Genomic DNA, 23,560 nt, shown 5'->3' with positions numbered 1-23,560 from the left:
GCCCTCTCCCATATGGGAGAGGAATAACCGCCTAATGCCCCTCGGCGTCTGTTCCGCCCATCGGTGCGAACGCGTTTACAACGCCGCCATCGACAGGAATGGTTGTTCCCACAACATAGTCCCCTGCCCGGCTGGCCAGATAAATGCCGACTGCAGCCATATCTTCAGGCGTCCCGATGCGTTTGGCAGGGATTGCCTTGGCCACCACATCGGCATAATCGCGTGCGGCTTTGTTCATTTCCGACTGGAATGCGCCGGGCGCAATTCCGCTGACGATAATATTGTCCTGTAGCAGGCGTACCGCCATCCGGCGTGTCAGGTGGATCAGCGCCGCTTTTGATGCCTGATAGCTATAGGTTTCCCAGGGATTGATTTTCATGCCATCAATCGAAGCCACATTGATAACCTTTGCGGGCCGCTCGCCGCTCGCTGCATTTTTGAGCAGACTGTGCAGTTTCTGAGTCAGGAAAAACGGTGATTTAACGTTCAGGTCCATGACCTTGTCCCACCCGATTTCAGGAAAGTCACTAAATTCCGCGCCCCAGGCTGCCCCCGCATTATTAAGCAGGATATCGAGCTTATCCTCGCGTTTTGCAAGCTCCGCGGCCAGCATTTCGCAACCTTCGATACTGCTGATATCACCGGGAATGGAAACACAGTTTTCGCCCAGTTCCTCTGCGGTCGCGTCACACACATCGGCTTTACGCGCCGTGATATATACCTTGGCTCCCGACTTGATATAGCCTTCGGCAATCATCTTGCCGATACCGCGTGAACCGCCAGTAACAAGCGCCACGCGCCCGTCGAGAGAAAAGAGTCTTTGGACATCCATATTTCATTCCTTCTTATTCACTCCGTTCAGGCTGAACCTGTCGAAGCCTTTTTGCCACAAACCCTTCAAGAAGTTCGGGGTAAGCGGATGTTACCTAATACCTCTAATAGCCGTGCAGTTCTGCAACCTTACTGGTGTGGTAATTGGCATCGCCCAGAAATTCACTCAGCGCACGATCACGTTTCATATACAGACCGATATCATATTCATCGGTCATACCAACACCGCCATGCATCTGCACGCCTTCACGCACCGCCAGATTGGCAGTGCTGGCTGCCTTAGCCTTGGCAACATGTACATATAGCCCGGCATTGTCTGCACTTGCATCCAGCAGCTGCTGTGCTTTCAAAACAGAAGCCCGCGCAATTTCCATTTCACTGTACAGATGCGCTGCACGGTGCTGGAGCGCCTGGAAAGAACCAATAGGGCTGCCAAATTGCTTGCGTTCTTTCAGATAATCGACGGTGATATCCATTGCGCCGCCGCCGACACCCACCATTTCGGACGCCGAACCAATACGCCCTGCGGTTAGCAGTGCGTCCAGCACTTCGCTGCCCTGATCGACTTCGCCGATCACGCTATCAGCATTGACTTCAACGCCGTCAAATTTGACGTGCGCGGCCACCGCACTGTCAACCAGTCGTACCGGGTCCACGTCCATATTGGCAGCATCTTTTGGTACAGCGAACAGTGTCAGGCCATCTGCATCACCGACGCTGCCAGATGTGCGCGCCGCGACGATCAGCATGTCCGCAGATGCACCATGGATGACAAACTGTTTCTGTCCATTAAGTTTGAAGCCATTGCCACTGCGCTCTGCCGCCATCGCTATCTGGTCAGGCCGGTGTTTGGCCTTCTCGTCAATGGCAAGCCCCAGCACCGTGTCGCCGCTTAATATACCCGGTAAATACTGGCTCTTCAGCTCGCTACCCGCATAGTTCAGCGCAGCTACGCCCGCGACAGCCGTGGTCAGGAATGGCGAAGGCGTCAAGTTGCGGCCGATCTGTTCCAGCACCACGCCTGTCTCAACATGACCCAGACCCAACCCGCCATCCTCTTCGGCCACAAGAATGCCGGTAAAGCCCATTTCGGCAAACTGCTTCCACAAGCCATGACTAAAACCGTCCTTACAGTTCTTATCGCGAAACTCGCGGAAATGGCTGACCGGTCCTTCAGCTCTCATAAACTCGTGTGCGCTGTCCTGCAGCATGCTCTGATCGTCATCTAGAAATAATGGCATATTCTTCTCTTAATTATCTGTAAATAAATATATACTGACTTCCCTTGCGTCAGTTGTCCGGTAGCTCCAATATACGCTTGGATATGACGTTAAGCATAATCTCACTTGTCCCGCCCTCAATACTGTTTGCCTTGGTGCGCAGCCACTCACGTGGTTTCTTGCCGCCGCGTGAAGCCTCGCTTTCCCATTCCAGCGCATCGCTGCCGCCCGCCGACATGACCAGCTCATGCCGCTGCTTGTTAAGCTCTGTGCCCGAATATTTCATCATGTTGGGTTGGGCGGGATGACCTTTGCCTGCCTTCATTTCGTCCATGAACTTTTCTGCCATGGCACGGAAAGCCAATGCATCGACATCAAACTGCGCCAGCTCGCTCCGCAATATCTGGTCATCCAGCATGCCAAGGCCGTTCAAGCCAATGGCTCCGGTCATTTTCGCGCCCAGCGAAGGCGATCCATCACCCAAACCGCCGCCTGATATCATCTCACGCTCATGGCCCAGCAGATATTTGGCTACATCCCAGCCGCGGTTCAGTTCGCCGACTATCTGGTCCTTGGGCACTTTCACGTCGTCAAAAAACGTTTCACAAAAAGGTGAACTGCCAGAAATCAGCTTGATCGGCTTGGTTGATACGCCCGGCGTTTCCATGTCGAACAACAGGAAGGAAATACCGCGATATTTGTCTTCCTTGTCCGTACGCACCAGACAGAAAATCCAGTCAGCCTTGTCCGCATAACTGGTCCATACCTTCTGGCCATTCACGATCCAGTGATCGCCCTTATCATCACCAAAAGTCTGCAAGGAAACAAGGTCACTACCACTGCCCGGCTCGCTATACCCCTGACACCAGCGTATCTCGCCGTGGGCGATCTGGTTCAGATAATGCACTTTTTGTTCTTCGGTGCCGAATTTCAATAGCGCAGGACCCAGCATCCAGATGCCAAAGCTCGAAAGCGGCGAGCGGCAGCCCAGCTTGGCCATTTCGCGACGGAATATCTTGGTTTCGGCCGGAGACAGACCAGCCCCGCCATATTCTTTCGGCCAGTCCGGCACAGTATAGCCCTTGGCCGCGCAGCGTTCGAGCCAGACTTTTTGCGCCTCACTCTGAAATTCAAAATTGCGCCCGCCCCAACACATATCTTCGTCACCGCGCACGGGTTTGCGCATTTCCGGCGGGCAATTTTCCTCCAGCCAGCTTCGTATTTCGGTTTTGAATTGTTCAAGATCGGACATATCGACTCCCAATTTCGGTTCGCCACTCAGGTGATTTTAATCGTGCAGTTAACTCTATGCGGTTTGTAAGCGCACGGCAAGACCTTGCATGTGATGCAGCATGCCGTAAGGGCAGGCGAAGACGGATTGACCAGAGTAACGTTCCGCCCCATGCTGTAGAGATCAAGAATCATAATAATTCAGCATAAACTGAAGCCGAGGAGATGGACGGGTGCAAGTACCGCTTAAGACCAAATTGGGTTATGGTTTCGGCTCAATTGCCTATGGTATCAAGGATAATGGCTTTGCGGTTTTCCTGCTATTTTACTATAATCAGGTCATTGGCCTGGATGGCTTTCTTGTAGCGCTGGCACTGGCAACTGCACTGGTTCTGGACGCTTGTATCGACCCGTTAATAGGCCAGTTCTCCGACAATACACGTACCCGGCTGGGTAAACGGCATCCATGGCTTTATGGATCAGCCATCCCGATAGCCGCCGCATGGCTGCTCCTATGGCACCCGCCGCAGATGAGCGACACAATGACGTTCATCTATCTTCTCGTTACTGCCATTTTCGTACGGGTCAGCCTGTCTGCCTATGAAGTGCCCTCGCTCGCGCTGTTACCCGAACTCACACCCGACTATCACGAGCGCACCACCATCATGCGTTATCGTTTCCTGTTCGGCTGGACCAGTGGCCTTGCCATTATGGCGTTGGCTTATGGCGTGATCCTGCGCGCCACACCGGATTATCCCGATGGGCAGCTGAACCCCGAAGGTTATTCGGTATATGCTATAATTGGCGCTGTCATGATGTTTATCGCCGTACTTGTTTCCGCTCTGACAACGCATAAACGCATCATATCTTCCTATGAAGCGACCCAGCATGATGAACAGCATAAGGGGTTTGGCGAGCTCATGGCATCGTTTCGCTATTATCCGTTCATGATGCTGTTGCTCGCAAGCTTTTTTGCCTTCACCAATCAGGGGCTTTATTTCGCACTTACCAATTATCTATTCCGTCATATATGGGAACTGAGTGAAATCATGTTCCTCGCCTATTCACTCACGCTGATACTCGGCGTGTTGCTCGCTTTCCTTACTGTGTCACCTGTTTCGCAGAAATACGGCAAGCCGCGTGCGGCATCCTATTTTGTGCTGGCTGGTGTGATTATCGGTTCAACACCCTACTGGCTCAGGCTTGCCGGGTTCTTTCCAGGCAATGAAAGTCCAGCCTTGATTCCTCTGCTATTTGGTCTCTCGGTTATTGGCACAGGATTGGGCATAGCCGCCATGATACTCGCCATGTCGATGATGGCCGATGTCGCCAGCGGATATGAAAAGGAAACAGGCAAAAAGTCCGAAGGTGTATTTTCCGCAGGCATGTTCTTTATGCAAAAACTGGTAAGCGGTTTTGGCCTTATTCTCGCCGGCAGTATTATCACGTTGATTGGCCTGCCGGATGGCGCGGCGAGAGGCAGCGTGGATGATGCTATTGTGGCCAATCTGAATATGGCATTTGTGATAATCTCCACCCTGCTGGGCCTGCTCACGGCGTGGGCATTTCGCAAGATCCCACTCAGCGAAGATGAACATCACGCCCGGCTCGCGGAACCAAACCCGCTTTAAGCGGGAGCAGAACCCACCCAAGGCACAATAATTCTCACATCTTTGATAGTTGGGGGTGGAAATCGCTGCCAATAAGTGACACAAGTTAATCACACGATTAAACAACGCACAAGCTGAGTCCCTAATTAGCGAGCAGGAGCATATTTCATGGAATTCGACCTTACCGAACGGCAGCAATACTGGCGCGACCGCGTGCGCGATTTTATTGAATCCAACGTGCGCCCGCGCATGAGTGATTATGATGCGCAGCAGGCCGAAGGTGACCGCTGGAAAGTACTACCGGTTATAGAAGAAGAAAAAGAACGCGCCAAAGCGCAAGGCATCTGGAACCTGTTCATGCCGCCATCCAATCCCAATCTGGTGCATGTTGATGACAGTTTCGAATTTGATGGCCCCGGTCTTACCAACCTGGAATACGCACTGTGCGCAGAGGAAATGGGCCGGATTGGCTGGGCTTCCGAAGTATTCAACTGTTCCGCGCCCGATACCGGCAATATGGAAGTGTTCCATCGCTATGGCACACGCGAGCATAAGGACCAGTGGCTGAAACCGCTGATGGAAGGCGAAATTCGTTCTGCCTTTTTGATGACTGAACCGGCTGTCGCATCCTCCGATGCCACCAATATCGAGACTTCGATCCGCCGTGAAGGTGACGAATATGTCATTAATGGCCGTAAATGGTGGTCTTCAGGTGCAGGCGACCCGCGCTGCAAGGTCACCATTTTGATGGGTAAGACTGATTTTGAAGCCAAACGCCACCAGCAGCAATCCATGGTGATTATGCCGATGGACGCACCCGGCGTGAACATTCTGCGCCACCTGCCTGTCTTTGGATATGATGACGCACCACATGGTCATATGGAAATTGAGCTGAAAGACGTACGTATTCCGGCATCCAATATTCTGCTCGGTGAAGGACGCGGGTTTGAGATTGCACAGGGACGCCTGGGCCCGGGCCGTATCCACCACTGCATGCGAACGGTGGGTGCAGCTGAGGAAGCACTCGAAAAAATGTGCCGCCGTCTGCAATCGCGTGTCGCTTTCGGTAAGACTATTGCCGAACACAGCATCTGGGAACAGCGTGTAGCCCGCGCACGCATCGACATTGAAATGACCCGCCTGCTCTGCCTGAAAGCCGCAGATATGATGGACAAGGTCGGCAATAAACATGCCAAGGCCGAAATCGCCATGATCAAGGTACAGGCACCCAATATGGCGCTGCAAATTATCGACGATGCCATACAGGCATTTGGCGGTGCCGGAGTATCCTCGGATGCCGGGCTCGCCTCCATGTATGCTGGACAGCGCACCCTACGCCTCGCCGATGGTCCTGATGAAGTGCATAACCGTTCCATTGCACGTATGGAATTTGGTAAATACGGCCCTGACAGCGACAATACTATCTCATCCGGAGATCTTGGAGTGGCACGGTGAAAGCGGCTGTCCTCAAACAAGCGGGACAGCCACTGGAAATATGTGATGTCGAGATAGATGCGCCCGGCGCGCGCGAAGTCCTGATCGCCACCAAGGCGGTGGGGCTTTGCCGGTCGGATCTGCACTTTATCGACGGTGTCTATCCCGCACTGATGCCCACTATCCCCGGCCATGAAGCGGCAGGTATAGTCGAGGCTGTGGGCGAAGATGTACGCCATGTCGCGCCCGGCGACCATGTCGTCACCTTCCTAGCGCCTTTTTGCGGGTCATGCGCACTGTGTGCTGGCGGGCAACAGAGCCTATGCCAGGACCCATCCACCAGGCGCGGCGACGACAAGCCGCCCAAGCTCACCATGAGCGGTGAGACAGTTCATCAGTTCCTCAATCTCTCTGCTTTTGCCGAAAAAATGCTGGTGCATGAAAATGCTTGTGTCGGCATTGACAAGGAAATGCCGTTTGACCGTGCCGCATTACTGGGCTGCGCTGTCATTACGGGTGCAGGGGCGGTGTTTAATGACAGCAAGCTGAAACCCGGCGAAAGCGTGGCTATTATAGGTGCGGGTGGTATCGGCCTCTCCGCTATCAATGCCGCAAAAATTGCAGGTGCGAAAACGATCATCGCCATTGACCCCATCCCCGCCAAACGTGACTTGGCCTTGAAAATGGGCGCAACTCATGTGTTTGATGCGACTGAGGAAGATGTCGGCAAACAGGTAATCGCAGCGACGAACGGCGGTGTTGACTATTCGATTGAAGCCGTGGGCCGTGCAGAAACGGCTGAGCTTGCCTGGGCCATTGCCAAGCGCGGCGGACAAGCGACAATTGTGGGCATGATCGCGCCTGGCAAGATGGTGACACTGCACGGCCCCACGCTGCTGAGCGGAAAGACACTGAAAGGCTCGTTGATGGGCAGCACCCATTTTCAGGTCGATATGCCGAAACTTGCGCATTTCTACCTTAACGGTCAGCTTGATCTCGACACCATCATTGCCGAACGGATAGCGCTGGAAGATATAAACACCGGTTTTGACAAACTGCGCACAGGCGGCGATGCCCGTTCTGTCATCATATTCGACTGAAAGGACTTCCCACATGGACGCCGACAAGGAAATGACCGGCACGATGGATGTGCCCGACAAGGACAAATTGGATGAAACCAAGCTTACTGCATGGATGCAGGAAAATGTGGATGGCTTTACAGGCCCCCTGACCCTGTCCAAATTCAAGGGCGGGCAGTCCAACCCCACTTACCGCGTTGATACGCCGGGTCGTTCCTATGTGCTGCGCCGCAAGCCTTTCGGCAAGCTGCTGCCCTCCGCCCATGCCGTGGACCGCGAATATAAAGTGCAGTCCGCGCTCCACGCACAGGGCTTTCCCGTATCACGTCAGTTTGGGATGTGCGAGGATGACAATGTTATCGGCTCGATGTTTTATGTCATGGATTTCAGCGATGGTGTCGCCTATTGGGATGGCACATTGCCCAAACAAACCAATGCAAAACGCACCGCGATCTATCACCAGATGATAGAGACGCTCGCAAAGCTGCACAGCTACGACCCTGAAAAAATCGGTCTTGCGGACTATGGCAAGCCCGGCAATTACTGCGCGCGGCAAACGGCGCGTTGGTCAAAACAGTATAAACTCTCCGAAACCGAAACCCTGCCGGAAATGGACAAGCTGATTGAATGGCTGCCCACCACCCTGCCCGAACAAAAAGGTTTCGGCATCGCACATGGTGACTACCGGATCGACAACATGATCTTTGCCAAGGACGAGCCTAAAGTCATTGCCCTGCTTGACTGGGAGCTTTCGACGCTAGGCGACCCGATTGCCGATCTCAGCTATTTCCTGATGAGCTGGATTCAGCCTGCTGAAGGGCGTAATGGCCTTCTCGGCGTGGATGTCGGGAACCTGGGCATTCCGACCATGGAGGAAGCGCAAGGCCTGTATATCGAGCATGCGAAGCTCAGCGAAGTGCCACCCATGGACTGGTACATGGCCTATAACCTGTTTCGTATTGCCGCAATTTTACAAGGCATTAAAAAACGCGTGATAGATGGCACGGCGTCAAGCGCGCAGGCTGCGACCATGGCGGAACGTGTCGCCCCGCTGGCACAGGCCGCCTGGACGTTCGCGAAAAAAGCTGGTGCAAAAGATTAGAAGCATTTCATTCAAGGATAAAATATGTCTCAATTTGATCTGACCGGGAAGGCGGCTCTTATCACCGGCTCTTCACGCGGCATTGGCCTCGCCACCGCATATGAAATGGCCGCGCAAGGCGCGAAAGTCGTTATCTCCAGCCGCAAGCAGGATGCCTGCGATGCCGCCGCCGCAAAAATCAATGAAAAGTATGGCGAAGGCACGGCGATTGCCGCCGCGTGCAATATTTCTGACAAAGACGGTTTGCAGCGTTTGGTCGACGCGACGCGCAACGCGTTTGGCAAGATCGATATCCTCGTCTGCAACGCTGCATCCAATCCCTATTACGGGCCGATGGAAGGCATTGCCGACGAGCAATTCCGCAAAATTCTCGACAATAATATCATTTCCAACCACTGGCTGATCCAGATGGTGGCACCGGAAATGCGCGAACGCGGTGAAGGCTCCATCATATTGGTCTCATCCATTGGCGGTATGGTGTCCAGCACGACAATTGGCGCGTATAATATATCCAAGGCGGCAGATTTCCAGCTCGCCCGGAACCTCGCCGCCGAATATGGACCCGACGGCGTACGCGTCAATTGTATTGCGCCGGGCATAATCAAAACCGATTTTGCAAGAGCGCTGTGGGAAAACCCGAAACTGATGGCGCATGTTGAAGGCTCTATTCCGCTACGCCGTATAGGCGAACCATCCGAAATTGCAGGTGCTGCCGTCTTCCTCGCATCCGATGCATCCAAATTCATGACCGGGCAATCGATGGTAATTGACGGCGGCACAACCATTACAGGAGGACTGTAAATGACCGACCTATCTGGAAAAATAGCCATTGTGACTGGTGCTGGTAGCGGTATTGGACGCGCTTCCGCGTTGCTGTTCGCCGAGCATGGAGCAAAGGTTATCGCCGCCGATATTACGGACAAAGTAAATGACACTGCCGCTGAAAACCCCGAGGCCATCACTGCGGTAACCTGCGATGCGGGTAAGGAAGAAGACGTACAAGCACTCGTTGCCAAAGCGCTCGAGCTTCACGGCGACCTGCATATCTTTTTTGCCAATGCGGGCATTTCCGGCGGGTTTGATGGTATATTCGACCAGAGCGTAGAGGAGTGGGAGGAAATCCTGCGTATCAACCTGATAGGGCCATTCCTCGCCATCAAATATGCGGGCAAGGCAATTGCGGATAAAGGACATGGCGGCTCAATCATCTGCACCGCCAGCGTCGCCGGGCTTCGCTCGGGTGCGGGCGGCCCCGCCTACACCGCGTCCAAGGCGGGTGTGGTTAATCTGGTCCGTATCGGTGCGCAGCAGCTTTCGGGCAGCGATATACGCTGCAACGCGATCTGCCCTGGCCTTATCGAAACCGGCATGACCGAATTTATGTATGACATGGTCCGTGAACGCGGCATGGAAGATAAAATTGGCCAACTCAACCCGCTCAAACGTGGCGGTGAGCCAAGTGAAATTGCCAGTGCTGCACTATTCCTTGCATCGGAAGACTCTTCCTATGTAAATGGTCATGCCCTTGTTGTTGACGGCGGTTTATCAAGCTCACACCCCTACAGCCGCCAGAAATTTGGACAAACCTCCACCTAATACGCCCCTGCTTAAGAGAATATAGCACATGACATTGACTGTTTTTGATTCAGCGGAACTCGGTTTTGACCCTGAACGCCTTGCTTTTATTGATATGCATCTAAAGTCCAAATATCTGGACAGTGGGCGTATGCCGCATACGGCGCTGCTGATCGGCAGAGGTGATGATATTGCGCACCTGTCACTGCAAGGTGAAGCGCGACCCGGGGAAACGCTTACACAAGATCACCTGTTCCGCATCGCATCCATGACCAAGCCGGTAACTTCGATCGCGTTCATGCAGCTGGTGGAACAGGCAAAAGTCGCGCTGTCTGACCCGGTCACAAAATACATTCCCGAATGGAAAGACCAGGGCGTATTCGTCTCCGGTGGCGGCGAACAGCCGTTCATGACTCGTGCCCCGGCCCGTCCAATGCAGATTATCGACCTGCTGCGTCACACATCGGGACTGACCTATAGTTTTCAGGAACGCACTCCGATTGACGCTGCATACCGTAAGGCGGGGTTTGAGCGCTTTGATGGCGGTGATCTGGAGCAATTCATTCAAACCCTCGCAGACATTCCGCTCGAATTTGATCCAGGCAACAGCTGGAACTATTCGATCTCCACCGATGTGCTGGGCGCTTTGATCCAGCGGATTTCGGGACAGAAGCTGGATGAGTATATCGCCGAAAATATCTTCGAACCGCTCGGCATGAACGACACGCATTTCCAGCTGCCAGAAGATAAAATCAGCCGAATGACTGATTGCTATACATGGCATCCCCGCGAAAAAATGAAGATGTTCGATACGGGAGCAGATACAGCGTGGATGAAGCCGCCTAAGCTGCTCTCCGGCGGCGGCGGACTGGTGTCATCACTTGCCGATTATCACCGCTTCTGCCGTATGCTGCTCAATGAAGGCACATTGGATGGACGGCAAATTATCGGCCGAAAGACGCTGGAACTGATGACCGCCAACCACTTGCCGGGCGGCGGTGACTTGACACAACACAGTAAATCGCTGTTCAGTGAGGCGGAAAATGCAGGCGGCGGCTTTGGTCTGGGCTTTGGCGTAACCGTGGACAGTGCCGCAACAGGTGTACCCGGTTCAACCGGTGATTTTTACTGGGGCGGAATGTTTTCGACCGCATTTTTTGTCGATCCGGTGGAGGATATCATCATGATATTCATGACGCAGCTTATGCCGTCCAGCACTTACCCCGTCAGGCGGGAAATCAAGACAATGCTCTATTCGGCGCTTACTGTTTAAGCGTTTTCGCGCGCCAATTCACAAAACCGGGCTGCGGCTTCAAACTTCACGCGGTTCGCTTCACGTGTGGCCAATGCTTCGGCATCCTCACCCCATAATTCTGCCTGCCACAACTCTTCCAGATTGACGATGGGCCATAGCGCGCTGGTATCAATCTGGCCTTCCAAAAAGGCGAGCACGCAAACCAACGAACCGGAAATTGTCGTGAGCGGCTGCATTGCGGCAAGCGTAAAGTCATCTTGCGCCAGCACGGCCTCTGACATACGTGCCAGTGTTGCCGCGGGCTGATCCTGATAGGAAATGCCGGCAATGCGCGTAAAGGCAACGTCATATCTCTGCTCTGCCCAGCGCAGCAATGGCTCCCATTCTGCATCCTGCTTTTCTGCCTGCAGATCACCTGCTTCTGCGCGGTAACACAGCATATCGGTTTCGGCATAAGCCGCTATGGGCTGTGCAAATGCTTCTCTGTCTGGCGCGACCCTGTCTATGGCCGCATTGGCAAAACCGGTCATCACCATGGAAGCAGCGTCAATTTCTTCCCCCTGCACACGCCATTCTTCAGCGACCGCTTCGGCCAGCGCTGTATGAGGCAGCACAAGCGCCGCGCGGGCGGGTGTCTTGATCGGCCGTCCATCCAGCAGGATGCCAAAGCCGTCGCCCGATGGCCCGGTGGCAACATCTTTGTAGAAACGTTTCATGGGCTGCTCAGTCCTGGTCCATATCGGGCGAGCGCCACCGGCGGGCGAGCAAGCGCGGCGCAATGAAAGCCATGAAAAATCCGATGATTACCATGGCATAATTCACACCAGCCGGAATCCAGTCCATTGCCTGAGCAACTGAAAGCAAACCAATCGCAACCATGATCGTGCCCGCCAGCCGTACCAGTGAGATGATAGCAAAGCGCGTCTGCGCGGTTGTATTACTATCCTGCATCCGTTTTTCCTTCCAAAATATCAAACAGATCGGCCATCTGCATTGCCACTACATCAGCGCCCGTCGCTGTCAGTTCATGCGTGTCGTGATAACCCCAATCAACGCCAATAGCTCGCACGCCCGCATTGACCGCCATTTCCATATCATAGCTGGTATCACCAATCATCACCGTTCCGCCGCGCTCTGCCCCGGCATCTGCCATGGCAAGATCAATCATCGACGGATGCGGCTTGGATGGATGGCGATCTGCAGTCTGCAAGCTCACAAAACGCCCTTCCAATCCATGGTGATGCAAAACCATGGCAAGCCCGCGATCGGACTTTCCTGTGGCCACGGCAAGTAACCAGTCCGCTGCCTCAAGCCTGTCAAACAACGCGATCAGCCCATCATAGAGCGACTCTTCCTGCATGACGCCGCTACCGCGCAGGTGCACGAATGCTGCCTTGTAATGATCGGCCAGCCGGTGGTGCTGCGCTCCATCGCCATTGGGCAGCATCACCGCCATCGCTTCACGAAGCGACAGTCCTACAATCCGCCGTGTCACGTGATGATCAGGTGCAGGAAGCTTTTCTGCTGCAAAAGCGGCTTCCATGGCGCGGCAGATATTGGCCTGACTATCGACCATCGTGCCATCACAGTCGAATATTGCGAGCTTGACGGCCATATCAGCGGCGACCCCGCCCACCGTTCGGCTTTCCAGATGGTTTGCCACCCTTCCCTTTGTCCCCGCCACGGGTTGGCTTGCTGCCAGGTTTGCCAAAACCCTTTTTCCCACCCGGTTTACCGCCGGGCTTTCCTTTGCCCTTGAAAGAGGGCTTTGCACCCGCCTTGGCTTTACCGCCTTTGCCCTTGGGCGGAGCATCTCCCCGCTTGCGGCGTTCCCCGCGCATGTCACGGCGCACTTGCTTGGCATGCTGGCGCGCATATTTCTTTGCGTCTGCACGGCTTGGCGGCGGTTGATCTTCTTCCAGGGGCAAATCGCCAATTTCCATATCGAAGCCCAGGTGATCCATCGTTTCGGCAAAATGCGGCGGCAGGTCAGCGACCACATCCAATGGCACACCATCGGGGTGCTCAATACGCAAACGCCGCGCATGCAGGTGCATTTTACGGCTCACTTCGCCAGGTAAATAAGCCTCTTTCAGACCGTATTTGCCATCACCGATAATCGGATGGCCAATCGCAGCCATATGCACGCGCAATTGATGCGTGCGGCCGGTAAACGGCTGCAGCTCCACCCATGTTGCCCGGTTTCCGGCACGTTCGATAATGCGGTACCGGGTTTTGGCGCTCTGGCCGTTTTCCTCATCCACCACCATTTTCTCACCACCCGACCCGGGCTGTTTGGCCAGCGGCAGTTCGATTACGCCATCGGCAATTTCCGGCACGCCTTTAATAAGCGCCCAGTAAATCTTGCGTGCAGTGCGGCCTGAAAAACGTTTTGAGAAAAACGCCGCATTCCCCGAACTGCGCGCCAGCAGCAATACGCCGCTGGTGTCCTTGTCGAGCCGGTGCACCAGTTTGGGTTTTATGTCCCTTTCATAACGCAGCGCATCAAGCATGCCATCGACATGGGTGTTCGTCTTGCTGCCGCCCTGTGTGGCAAGGCCCGGCGGCTTGTTGATGACAATCGCCGCTTCATCGCGGTGGATGACCATGTCACGCATATAATCGATCTGGTCAGGAGACAGCGGCGCGACTTCTTTTTTTGGTCCCTTGCCCGCTTTTGGATCGGCGGGCGGCATGCGGATTGTCTGCCCAGCTTGGATATGATCACCGGGGCTTACTCGTTTGCCATCCAGCCGGATCTGTCCGGTACGTGCCCAGCGCGACACCATGTTAAAGCTGATCTGCGGCTGGTTGCGCTTGAACCAGCGGTCGAGCCGGATACCGTCATCATCGGCGGTAATCCTGAACTGGCGCACATCAATCAGGTCATGGCGTTTTTCCGGCCCGGTATCTTTATCGTCATTATTACTCATACCATTTGCCTTATCAGATATATGCCCGCGAACAGAGCCACCACGCTGCCCAGTACCGATGCCAGCGCATAGGCAAAAGCCATGCCCCATTCACCGCGCTCGATAAAGGCGAATATTTCCAGGCTGAATGCCGAAAATGTCGTAAAACCGCCCAGCAGGCCCACACCCAAAAATAACCGCCATGGTTCGCCGGACACATCGCTGCGCGCGAGCAGGCCAACCAGCGCGCCCATGGCAAACCCGCCAATTATATTGACGGCAAATGTGCCCCATGGAAGGCCCGGTCCAGCCGCGTGGAACAACAAACGTCCCAGATGATAGCGCAGCGCCGCACCGCATGCACCGCCCGCCATCACCAGTAAAGTGGACGCAAGGGATAAGCCGTTTATCATGTCGCCCGCTCTAACGGGTTTCGTGTGGTTTGGGAATGCGTAAATTGGGAGGACACATCAAGCTAGCAAGCCATATAAAAGGGGCCATACCTTCAAGAATACGACCCCTCCTTCACCACCGAAGTGGTAAACTGATATGAATTGTCATTACGGAATCATATTAGCGAACAACGCACCCAATAGCGAACTATTTCGGAGCGTTGCATTGGGCGGCATATCGGCTGCGCATTCCAGACAGCGTGCCTGAACTCCCTGGCCGTCGAGCAGCAATTGCATATCGGATATTGCACGCATGGCAGTGAATTTCTGCTGCTGCGCAATGCGGCCAAACACATCCTGCCGTGCAGCCTGTTCATTTGGCTGTGCAAACATATTGGCGAGCAGCGCAGAAAAGCCATCCACTGGTGTTTCCAGATAATGGGCGTGATAGTCGCCTTCTATTTTCGCAAGCTCCGCTGCCTTCGCCAGCGCCTCGTCCAGCGAGCCGAAACTGTCGACCAGCCCTAATTGCCGCGCTGCGCCACCATCCCAGACACGGCCCTGACCAATCGCGTCAATCTCTTCAGGCGTTTTTTTGCGGTTATCCGAAACAATTTTCAGGAACCGGCCATAGTTATTTTCGATGCTCGACTGGATCACCGTGTCGAGACTTTCATTGAAGCCACCCACCAAGTCTGGTTGTCCCGACAGCGGTGTGGTCGTCACACCATCGGCATTGACACCATATTTTGCCAGTGTCTTTTCAAAGCTGGGTAGTACTGCAAAAATACCTATCGAACCCGTAATGGTAGAGGGTTCCGCCATGATATGATCGCCTGCCGTTGCCACCCAGTACCCACCACTGGCCGCGACATCACCCATGGAAATCACCACCGGGATTTTCTTCTCACGATACGCATTCATTGCGCGCCGCATCTGTTCGGATGCAAGCGCGCTGCCGCCGGGCGAGTTTACCCGTACAACCAGCGCCTTAAGATCATCATCGGCAAGCCCCTTATAGAGCAGTTCCGCAATACGGTCACCCGAAGCTACGCCCGGCCCTGCATTACCATCAACAATCTCGCCAGAAATCGTGGCAACACCGATACGTTCACCCGGTGTCTCTGCATCATTGGCGGCAAGCCAGACATTCAGCGATGTGTGGTCATAATTGCCCACTTCGCCATCTTCGTCAAAACCTGCCTTTTTGGCAACATAGCGGCCAAACTCGACCCGGCTGCCAATCTTGTCCACCAAACCATTGTCGATAGCCATTTTGGCCAGGTCACCGTTCGCGGCCGTCACTGCCGATGCCGGTTCCTGCGTCACGGCATCCAGTTTTGCCTTGGGTCGCACCTTGCCGACTTCCTCTTTCCACTGCGACCAGAGTGCATCATAAAGCGCCTGTGCATTTTCCTTGGCTTCGGGCGACTGGCTTGACCGGCTATAAGGCTCCACCGCTGATTTATAGGTACCCACCTTGTAAATATGCGCCGTGATACCCAGCCGGTTTATCAGATCGCTATAGTAAAGGCGGCTGCCACCGGGGCCGCTGAATAGCGCCCCGCCCATATCATCCATCCAGATTTCATCAGCATGCGCAGCAAGCTGGTAACTGTCATCATAATAGGCAGTGGCAAAAGCATAGACAGGCTTGCCCGCCTTTTTCACCTTATCGATCGCCTCACCGACACGCGTCAGGCTAACCTGTCCACCGCCCATGAAACGGTCAAGATCAAGGACAAGTGTTTTGACATTGTCATCAGCAGCCGCACCCTCAATAGCGCGCACCACATCGCGGAGCTGATATTCCTGAATTGGTACAGAACCGCTGGTCAACACGGCAAAGGGATCAACTTCAGTCTTTTCCTCAACCAGCACGCCGTTAAGATCGACGAGCAACGCGCCTTCCTTGACTGATGCCGGATTGGGGGAAGAGGACATCAGCGCAAATAATGCCATAAAAAACAAAAGCATGAAGACAAGAACAAGCCCATCCTTGACTGCCACCAGTATTTTCCACGCTTTTTTGACGAAATCCATATGCCTTGGTCCTTGCCTTGATTTGGCAATTACTTAGGTGCGCTGCCACAGAAATGCCAGATATTAATCCATGAAGACCGCGCCCGGTTCGATAAAAGCCGGATAAAAGAGGCGCCGCCATTTCCATGACGGCGCCCTATTCAATATTCCTGACTGACGTATTCCTTGCCAGAATAGCTGTTTACCAGCGAATCAGCCGCGGAATGACCAGCCAACCGATCAATGTACTGATGCCCACGGCCATCGGGAACCATACGCCATTATAGGCCACGGCGTTGAACGGGCAGTGAAAGCTATAGGCGGCGGCACCAAGACTGCCCGCGGAAAGCCCGATTAGCATACCGGTGAGCGGCAGATTGGTCGGTGCACCGCGACGCATCCATAATGTCATCGCACCGCCGATAAACAGCGATGCCGTAACACTGGTCACCAAGCACTTTACCGATGACACGGTATGGAAATCGCGCATGAAGAGATTGGTGTCGACCAGCAGGGTAACAAATGCTGAAACAGGAAATAGCAGCGCCGCCATAACAGCCCATTTCCAGTAAATCGTGCCCGATTGCCGCTTTTCCGTCGCTATCGCCGGGCGTCCCATGGACAATGCGGCAATACCAGTGGCCGTACCCAGAAGCAGAAGCATGCCGAGGCGCAGGAAGAACATTGGCGCAGGCGCGCCCGCCATAACATCACCGCGAAAATCAATTGTGGCATACACCATAGCCAGTGCCGCCAGGGTCATGATAGCGATAATGGCAAAGCCGTGGTTCAGGCTGATCGGACTGACCGGCTGCAGGTCATCAACCAGCGCATCGATGCTGAAACCATTGGGGGAGCTGTTCATATTATGTGTCATATTTTTACTCTTAAATTAAATACTTTTCGTGCTTTGCAGATCATTCTTCAACAATGGTATTCAGTTTTTTTATACCGCGATGAATGTTGACTTTCACCAGCGATTCCGACTGCGCGGTCATGGCTGAGGCTTCGGATATGCTCAGCCCCTCTATCTTGACCAACCGGATAACTTCCGCCTGTTTCTCAGGTAGTTTTTCAAGCAGGCTTTCAATGCTGATCTTCGCGCTCACCGCTTCGGACTGCGGATCGGCGACAAGGTTTTCATCCAGTTCCGCTTCATTATTGCGGTATGTCTTGCGCAGCTGGTCAATCCAGCGATACCGGCCAATCGCAGCCAGCCAGGGCAGAAAGGCGCGCTCCGGATCATAGCTGGCCCGCTTGCGGTGCACCGAGATCAACGTTTCCTGCACCAGATCCTCAAGCGCTGCCGGCGCTATTTTCGCGGCGAAATAGCGCCGAAGCCATTTGTCACATTCGGCCAGCAGCACGCTGTAACACTGTTTGTCACCCTGCTGCGAGGCACGCATCAACCGCCTGAATGTTGCATCATCTGCAATCATGGTCCTGCCCTCCGCCTTGGTTCCAGCCCGCCAACTGCTCAGTCAGCCTTGCCGAACGTGCGGTCGCCCAGACGATCCAGTGCGAACAATCCGCCGCCACGCGCAATCAGGATAAGCGCCAGTGCGAACCACATAATATGCGGGTTCCACCATGCTTCCGGATAGACAAACAACTGGATAACCAGCGTCATAACAAACAGGGCAGCCGCGCTGAAGCGTGTAAACAGGCCCAATACCAGCAGAATCGGGAATATATGTTCGGCATAGGTTGCAATCAGGCCTGTAATTTCGGGAAAAGGCATCCCGTATTCGTCACGGAACAGGTCCACGGTAATATCACGCATTTGCAGGAAGCTACCTTCCTCCACCTTGGTCCGCGCGGACCGCCAGAACTGTGCCGCAAGTGCAAGCCGCGCAAGGAACAGGGCAATACCCTCAAAAAAGCGGTTATCTACAATGCCAATGGCTTTTTTAATCAAATCAATCATGTCTCTATCTCTTCCCTGTTGCTGTTGTCATGCAGCCATCATGCTTGCAGATTGCCGGGGGCGATAAACACGCCCGCTTCGACAACCGTAAAAACAAGTGGCTGCACATTGTCTTCACCTACCAGTTCGACTGCTTTTTCCAGAAGGTTACACATGGCTATGTTTTTTTCATCATGGCCTTGCGCAAATGCGACGAGAGCGGCTGTCTCCGCGGGCCAGGGGTGATAGAAAACCTGCGCTTCGGGCCGCAGGGTCGCTACGGCGGCGGCATCGTGATATTCAACCAGTTCGGTCAGTTCCTCCGCCGGTAACGCAGTCAGCTGCGTCACACGCAGCGACGGATGTATGCACAGTGGTAACGCCATCAGCGCTTCTTCTTCCAGTGCGGCAATATGCTGCATGGTAAGCGGCGACGCATCGGCGGCATGATAGCTTTCCAGCCAGCGCATTTCGATCGCAGCCAGGTCAATGCTCGCCGCGTCGCATTCCAGCATGGCCAGATAGTCCGCAAACCCGTGCCCGATATCCATCATCGCCTGCGTCTTTACATCCTCGCGTTCAATAAAATCGCGGCATATCGCATTGAAGAAACCCTCTTCATTCAGGGCATCGAGCCGCTGCATGGTGCGCGGATATGTCTCCTCCATCGCCACCAGCCGCGCATGTGACACAGTGTTGGCATGTGCTTTCAGCCCCATGATCGCGCGGGACGATGAACCTGCGAACAGATCCTCAGGGCAATGACCGGGGCCATTGTGGAGCGTATCCAGGAAATAGTCCTGCCCTTCGCCCAGGCTGTATCCGCCATGGTCAGCCATGCGCAGACACCGGCTGGTGCAATATATCGGTCACCTTGTCCGCCTCTGCCATCAAGGTTGGGTAATCGGGAACATCTGTATCCCATTCAATCAGTGTCGGCCTTAGCCCGGCACGCGTAATAAAACGCCGGTACAGTGCCCAGGTCATATCGGTCACGTGTGATCCGTGATCGTCAATCAGCATGGGGCCATCGTCCAGCATTTCCGTGGCATGACCCGCCAGATGCATTTCACCGACTATATCGGGATTGATCGCATCAACATATTCTTCAGCAGATAGCCCCAAATTGGTGCAGCTCACCTCGACATTATTGACATCGAACAGCAGGCCGCATCCAGCGCGGCGGCATAACTCGTGAATAAAATCAGTCTCAGCCATCTCGTCATGGACATAGGCCAGGTAGCGTGACGGATTTTCCAGCAATATCGGCCGTTTCAGCCGATCCTGCACTCGGCCCACTTCGCGGACAAAATGGTCAAGCGCTTCTTTTGTATAGGGTACAGGCAGCAAATCAGGCAGCCGGTCATGGGCATTGCCGCTCCAGCTCAAATGGTCGGACACACTGGCAGGGTCATAGCGCTCACAAAGAGCAGCCAGCTTATCAAGTTCCTCAGCATGCACTCCGCCTACCGATCCCAATGACAGGCCTACACTGTGAAAACTTAAGGGATAAACTTCGGCGATGGCGGTGAGCCACCGGTGCGGTGGGCCACCATCGCCAAAGTAGTTTTGCGGATGAACTTCCACCCATGCCGGATGCCCGGCAAGTTCCTCTCCATCAAGCACATTCTCGTAATGTGCCGCTTTCAGACCGATGCCGACAGCGGAGGGAAGGTCGCGGCGGGTCCTGGATGAAAGGCCCTGCCGGACCGGATGGGAGGCGATGTTCATCACGCAAGACTAGCGGATCGCTTATCCAGCGAAAAGCTTATTTCTTGGCTACTGGCTTTGCGTTGCCTTTGCGAGGTTTGAGCGAACCGCCCATATTTTCGCATGAGCCTTTGGAAACGTATTTCCAGGCATTGCCCTGATAATCTTTAGTTGATGTACCTGCGCATGTTGTGCCGGGACCCGCTGCACAGTCATTCTTGCCAGCAAGTGCGACGCCATAGCATTTTTCCTTTGCGCCAGCCGCACTAGCGGGTGTTGCGGAAAGTGTCGCGGCAGCGGCCATAGCGGTTGCGATTGTGCCGAGTTTCAGGGCGTTTCTGGTAAGAGAGTTGTTCATGGGGATATGCCTTTCAGTTTATGTAATGCTTAATTTTTCAACCTGTGACGCGAAAGCGAAGCTGCAGCGTCATGGGGAGTTTCGTGACAGCAGCGGCAAAGGTTACAATCCACCACAAAAAAATTATCGAAAATCTGCATGGCATCGCTTGACGCACCGCGCCGCAGCGCCATATAGGCCCCGTGTTAGCAGTCTCTTATAGAGAGTGCTAATCCGAGTCCGCAATGGTGCGGGTTACTCATAACACAGCTAATTCAATCACTTTTATATGAAAGGGTGAGCCATATGAAATTTCGTCCACTCCATGACCGTGTGCTTGTGCGCCGTATTGAGGCCGAAGAAAAAACCGCTGGCGGAATCATCATTCCCGACAGCGCACAGGAAAAACCTTCCCAAGGTGAAGTTGTCGCCGTTGGCGCTGGCCAGAAAGACGACGCGGGCAAGGTAACGGCTCTCGACGTTCAGCCTGGCGACCGTATTCTGTTCGACGCCAATAATTATATGAACAAAGAAGTCAAAATAGATGGCGAAGATCTTCTGATTGTAAAAGAAGGCGATATCCTCGGCATTATGGGCTGAGCCTAAGCTTCTTCCAAATCACGTAATTTCAAGACACAAGGAATATTACCCATGTCAGCTAAAAACGTAAAATTCGGCCGCACGGCCCGCGAAGGCATTCTGAAGGGCGTAGACATTCTCGCTGATGCCGTAAAAGTGACACTCGGCCCCAAAGGCCGCAACGTTGTTATCGACAAATCTTTCGGTGCGCCGCGCATCACCAAGGACGGCGTGACTGTCGCCAAGGAAATCGAACTGAAAGACAAGTTCGAAAATATGGGCGCACAGATGGTCAAGGAAGTTGCTTCCAAGACCAATGATATTGCCGGTGACGGTACAACAACAGCGACCGTGCTGGCACAGGCTATTGTCCGTGAAGGTATGAAATCAGTCGCAGCGGGAATGAACCCGATGGACCTGAAACGCGGCATTGACCTTGCTGTTGGTAAAGTCGTTGAAAACCTGGCTGGCCGGTCAAAGCCAGTTGCAGGCAGCGAAGAAGTTGCACAGGTTGGCATCATTTCTGCGAACGGTGACGTGGAAGTTGGTGAAAAAATCGCCGAAGCCATGGAAAAAGTCGGCAAAGAAGGCGTTATCACAGTTGAAGAAGCCAAGGGCCTCGACTTTGAACTCGACGTTGTCGAAGGCATGCAGTTTGACCGCGGTTACCTGTCCCCATATTTCATCACCAACCCGGACAAGATGACAACGGAACTCGAAAACCCGTACATCCTGATCCATGAGAAGAAACTGACCAACCTGCAACCCATGCTTCCGATCCTGGAAGCCGCGATGCAGTCTGGCCGTCCCTTGCTCATCATTGCCGAAGATATTGAAGGCGAAGCGCTTGCCACACTCGTGGTCAACAAACTGCGCGGCGGTCTGAAAATCGCAGCGGTAAAAGCACCTGGCTTTGGTGATCGCCGTAAAGCGATGCTCGAAGATATTGCCATCCTCACCAAAGGTGAAATGGTTTCCGAAGATCTGGGCATCAAGCTTGAAAACGTAACACTCGGCATGCTGGGCGAAGCGAAAAACGTAACCATCGACAAGGATAACACCACGATTGTTGACGGTGCAGGCGATACAGACGACATTAAAGCCCGCGTGGAAGCGATCCGTACGCAGATCGAAAACACAAGCTCCGACTATGACAAAGAAAAACTGCAAGAGCGCCTCGCGAAACTCGCGGGCGGTGTTGCTGTCATCAAAGTTGGCGGTGCGACCGAAGTTGAAGTGAAAGAGAAGAAAGACCGTGTCGACGACGCACTGCACGCAACCCGTGCAGCTGTGGAAGAAGGCATTGTCCCTGGTGGCGGTACTGCCCTTCTTTACGCCACGAAAGCCATTGAAGGCCTGGCTGGCATCAATGACGACCAGACACGCGGCGTAGATATCGTACGCAAGGCGCTTTATGCACCGGTCCGTCAGATCAGTGAAAATGCGGGCCATGACGGCGCGGTCATCTCTGGCAAGCTGCTGGACGGCGGTGACGAAAACCTGGGCTTCAATGCATCAACCGACGTGTTTGAGGATCTGGTCAAAGCCGGTGTTATCGACCCGACAAAAGTCGTGCGCACCGCGCTGCAGGATGCAGCATCTGTCGCTGGCCTGCTGATCACCACTGAAGCGGCGATTTCCGATGCACCGGAAGACAAAGCAGCAGCAGCTCCTGCAATGCCCGATATGGGTGGCATGGGCGGCATGGGCGGCGGCATGGGTTTCTAAACCCTCCCCACTCTCTGCTTTAACCAAAGCAAAAGAAAGGGCCGGAGCAGCGATGCTTCGGCCCTTTCCCATTTTTGATGTTGCAACTGCGGCTAGCGCTATCCCCCAAAATTCAGGAAATCACGTTTGCCGATTTCCACGCCTTTGCCTCGTAGAAGATCATAAGCGGTCGTCACATGGAAAAACAGATTGGGCAGATAGAATGACAAAAGGTAACTCTGTCCTGTCAAAGTCAATTCCTGATCCGGGCCAATCGGCATGGTAATTTCCGTATCACCCGCACCATCCAGAACAGCGTCATCATAGGCCATGACCATCGCCAGGCATGTTTGCACCCGCGCAATCAGATCATCAAAACTGCTTTCCTCAAAAGGTATATCCACCATATCTTCGGTTTGCTTGCCCGACAGCCTTGCACCGCCGCGCACGGCAAATTCGCTGATCATCTGTGCCTGCCAGATCATCGGGTGCATATCCTCTATAATGCGTGATTGCAGATAATCATCTTCCGCCGCGCCGGCCGCGTTTACATGGTCACGCGCTTTGGCCAAAATACCGGTTAACCCTCCCAAAGCCTGTGCAGTGGTGGCTTTATATATTGTCGATATGGAAATGGACATGATGTCCTCCTTTCAGAT

The 23,560-nt window shown here is 54.0% G+C and carries 25 protein-coding genes; 9 read left to right on the top strand and 16 right to left on the bottom strand.

The features are described from left to right. Positions 1–31 precede the first annotated feature (31 nt). From G6Q15_RS08795 to G6Q15_RS08785, 3 genes are all read right to left on the bottom strand, one after another. Complete coding sequence (locus G6Q15_RS08795; RefSeq protein ID WP_164117841.1) at positions 32–832, bottom strand: SDR family oxidoreductase; 801 nt, start codon at positions 830–832, stop codon at positions 32–34. A gap of 103 nt (positions 833–935) precedes the next feature. Next, on the bottom strand, positions 936–2,072 hold the full coding sequence (locus G6Q15_RS08790; RefSeq protein ID WP_164117839.1) for an acyl-CoA dehydrogenase family protein: 1,137 nt from the start codon (positions 2,070–2,072) through the stop codon (positions 936–938). Between the two features lie 49 nt (positions 2,073–2,121). Next, on the bottom strand, positions 2,122–3,303 hold the full coding sequence (locus G6Q15_RS08785; protein ID WP_164117837.1) for an acyl-CoA dehydrogenase family protein: 1,182 nt from the start codon (positions 3,301–3,303) through the stop codon (positions 2,122–2,124). Positions 3,304–3,514: 211 nt separating this feature from the next. Between G6Q15_RS08785 and G6Q15_RS08780 the strand changes: the two genes are divergently transcribed. The 7 genes from G6Q15_RS08780 (at position 3,515) to G6Q15_RS08750 (ending at position 11,354) form a co-directional block, all read left to right on the top strand. Then, a complete protein-coding gene (locus G6Q15_RS08780) occupies positions 3,515–4,912 on the top strand; it encodes an MFS transporter (protein WP_164117835.1) in 1,398 nt (465 codons plus the stop codon). 147 nt (positions 4,913–5,059) lie between these two features. Beyond that, positions 5,060–6,346 (top strand): acyl-CoA dehydrogenase family protein, encoded by a 1,287-nt coding sequence (locus tag G6Q15_RS08775; protein ID WP_164117833.1) that lies wholly within the window; start codon positions 5,060–5,062, stop codon positions 6,344–6,346. Beyond that, entirely contained in the window at positions 6,343–7,425 is a 1,083-nt protein-coding gene (locus tag G6Q15_RS08770; protein WP_164117831.1) for a Zn-dependent alcohol dehydrogenase, read from the top strand. The genes G6Q15_RS08775 and G6Q15_RS08770 overlap by 4 nt, the downstream gene beginning before the upstream one ends. 13 nt (positions 7,426–7,438) lie before the next feature. Beyond that, on the top strand, positions 7,439–8,506 hold the full coding sequence (locus tag G6Q15_RS08765; protein WP_164117829.1) for a phosphotransferase family protein: 1,068 nt from the start codon (positions 7,439–7,441) through the stop codon (positions 8,504–8,506). A gap of 24 nt (positions 8,507–8,530) precedes the next feature. Beyond that, entirely contained in the window at positions 8,531–9,307 is a 777-nt protein-coding gene (locus G6Q15_RS08760) for an SDR family oxidoreductase (protein WP_164117826.1), read from the top strand. Next, positions 9,308–10,102 (top strand): SDR family oxidoreductase, encoded by a 795-nt coding sequence (locus G6Q15_RS08755; RefSeq protein ID WP_164117824.1) that lies wholly within the window; start codon positions 9,308–9,310, stop codon positions 10,100–10,102. 28 nt (positions 10,103–10,130) lie between these two features. Continuing rightward, positions 10,131–11,354 (top strand): serine hydrolase domain-containing protein, encoded by a 1,224-nt coding sequence (locus G6Q15_RS08750; protein ID WP_164117822.1) that lies wholly within the window; start codon positions 10,131–10,133, stop codon positions 11,352–11,354. Here the strand turns inward: G6Q15_RS08750 and G6Q15_RS08745 are convergent. From G6Q15_RS08745 to G6Q15_RS08690, 12 genes are all read right to left on the bottom strand, one after another. Beyond that, complete coding sequence (locus tag G6Q15_RS08745; RefSeq protein WP_164117820.1) at positions 11,351–12,052, bottom strand: ATP12 family protein; 702 nt, start codon at positions 12,050–12,052, stop codon at positions 11,351–11,353. The genes G6Q15_RS08750 and G6Q15_RS08745 overlap by 4 nt on opposite strands. 7 nt (positions 12,053–12,059) lie before the next feature. Further along, positions 12,060–12,287, bottom strand: a complete 228-nt coding sequence (locus tag G6Q15_RS08740) for a hypothetical protein (protein ID WP_164117818.1) — start codon at positions 12,285–12,287, stop codon at positions 12,060–12,062. After that, positions 12,277–12,951: an HAD-IA family hydrolase gene (locus tag G6Q15_RS08735; RefSeq protein WP_164117971.1), complete on the bottom strand. Its 675-nt coding sequence runs from the start codon at positions 12,949–12,951 to the stop codon at positions 12,277–12,279. The genes G6Q15_RS08740 and G6Q15_RS08735 overlap by 11 nt, the downstream gene beginning before the upstream one ends. A gap of 1 nt (position 12,952) precedes the next feature. Then, positions 12,953–14,269, bottom strand: a complete 1,317-nt coding sequence (locus G6Q15_RS08730) for an RluA family pseudouridine synthase (protein WP_205518137.1) — start codon at positions 14,267–14,269, stop codon at positions 12,953–12,955. Next, positions 14,266–14,661 (bottom strand): fluoride efflux transporter CrcB, encoded by a 396-nt coding sequence (gene crcB / locus G6Q15_RS08725; protein ID WP_164117814.1) that lies wholly within the window; start codon positions 14,659–14,661, stop codon positions 14,266–14,268. The genes G6Q15_RS08730 and crcB overlap by 4 nt, the downstream gene beginning before the upstream one ends. 147 nt (positions 14,662–14,808) lie before the next feature. Then, positions 14,809–16,683 (bottom strand): signal peptide peptidase SppA, encoded by a 1,875-nt coding sequence (gene sppA, locus G6Q15_RS08720; protein ID WP_164117812.1) that lies wholly within the window; start codon positions 16,681–16,683, stop codon positions 14,809–14,811. A 181-nt stretch (positions 16,684–16,864) separates the two neighbouring features. After that, positions 16,865–17,539, bottom strand: a complete 675-nt coding sequence (locus G6Q15_RS08715) for a DUF1109 domain-containing protein (protein ID WP_164117810.1) — start codon at positions 17,537–17,539, stop codon at positions 16,865–16,867. A 40-nt stretch (positions 17,540–17,579) separates the two neighbouring features. Further along, on the bottom strand, positions 17,580–18,101 hold the full coding sequence (locus G6Q15_RS08710; protein ID WP_164117808.1) for a sigma-70 family RNA polymerase sigma factor: 522 nt from the start codon (positions 18,099–18,101) through the stop codon (positions 17,580–17,582). Between the two features lie 38 nt (positions 18,102–18,139). After that, the gene (locus tag G6Q15_RS08705; RefSeq protein WP_164117807.1) at positions 18,140–18,589 is read right to left on the bottom strand and encodes a DoxX family protein; all 450 of its coding nucleotides are present in this window, start codon (positions 18,587–18,589) and stop codon (positions 18,140–18,142) included. A 38-nt stretch (positions 18,590–18,627) separates the two neighbouring features. Further along, complete coding sequence (locus G6Q15_RS08700; protein ID WP_164117804.1) at positions 18,628–19,407, bottom strand: putative DNA-binding domain-containing protein; 780 nt, start codon at positions 19,405–19,407, stop codon at positions 18,628–18,630. Next, a complete protein-coding gene (locus tag G6Q15_RS08695; RefSeq protein WP_164117802.1) occupies positions 19,400–20,299 on the bottom strand; it encodes a DUF692 domain-containing protein in 900 nt (299 codons plus the stop codon). Before G6Q15_RS08695 ends, G6Q15_RS08700 begins: the two co-directional genes overlap by 8 nt. A 37-nt stretch (positions 20,300–20,336) precedes the next feature. Next, on the bottom strand, positions 20,337–20,582 hold the full coding sequence (locus G6Q15_RS08690) for a DUF2282 domain-containing protein (protein WP_240330829.1): 246 nt from the start codon (positions 20,580–20,582) through the stop codon (positions 20,337–20,339). Positions 20,583–20,921: 339 nt separating this feature from the next. Between G6Q15_RS08690 and G6Q15_RS08685 the strand changes: the two genes are divergently transcribed. Both G6Q15_RS08685 and groL read left to right on the top strand, forming a co-directional pair. Next, complete coding sequence (locus G6Q15_RS08685; RefSeq protein ID WP_164117799.1) at positions 20,922–21,215, top strand: co-chaperone GroES; 294 nt, start codon at positions 20,922–20,924, stop codon at positions 21,213–21,215. Between the two features lie 51 nt (positions 21,216–21,266). Further along, complete coding sequence (gene groL, locus G6Q15_RS08680; RefSeq protein ID WP_164117797.1) at positions 21,267–22,922, top strand: chaperonin GroEL; 1,656 nt, start codon at positions 21,267–21,269, stop codon at positions 22,920–22,922. 98 nt (positions 22,923–23,020) lie between these two features. On the opposite strand, the gene G6Q15_RS08675 is transcribed toward groL, so the two are convergent. Continuing rightward, positions 23,021–23,542 carry a DUF1993 domain-containing protein gene (locus G6Q15_RS08675; protein ID WP_164117794.1) on the bottom strand — a complete coding sequence of 174 codons (522 nt, stop codon included), beginning with the start codon at positions 23,540–23,542 and terminating at the stop codon, positions 23,021–23,023. Positions 23,543–23,560: the final 18 nt, after the last annotated feature.

Source organism: Sphingorhabdus sp. Alg239-R122, from assembly GCF_900537065.1.
GTDB lineage: Bacteria > Pseudomonadota > Alphaproteobacteria > Sphingomonadales > Sphingomonadaceae > Alg239-R122.
Note: the sequence above shows the minus strand (reverse complement) of the source record. Positions and strands in the feature narration are given on the sequence as shown.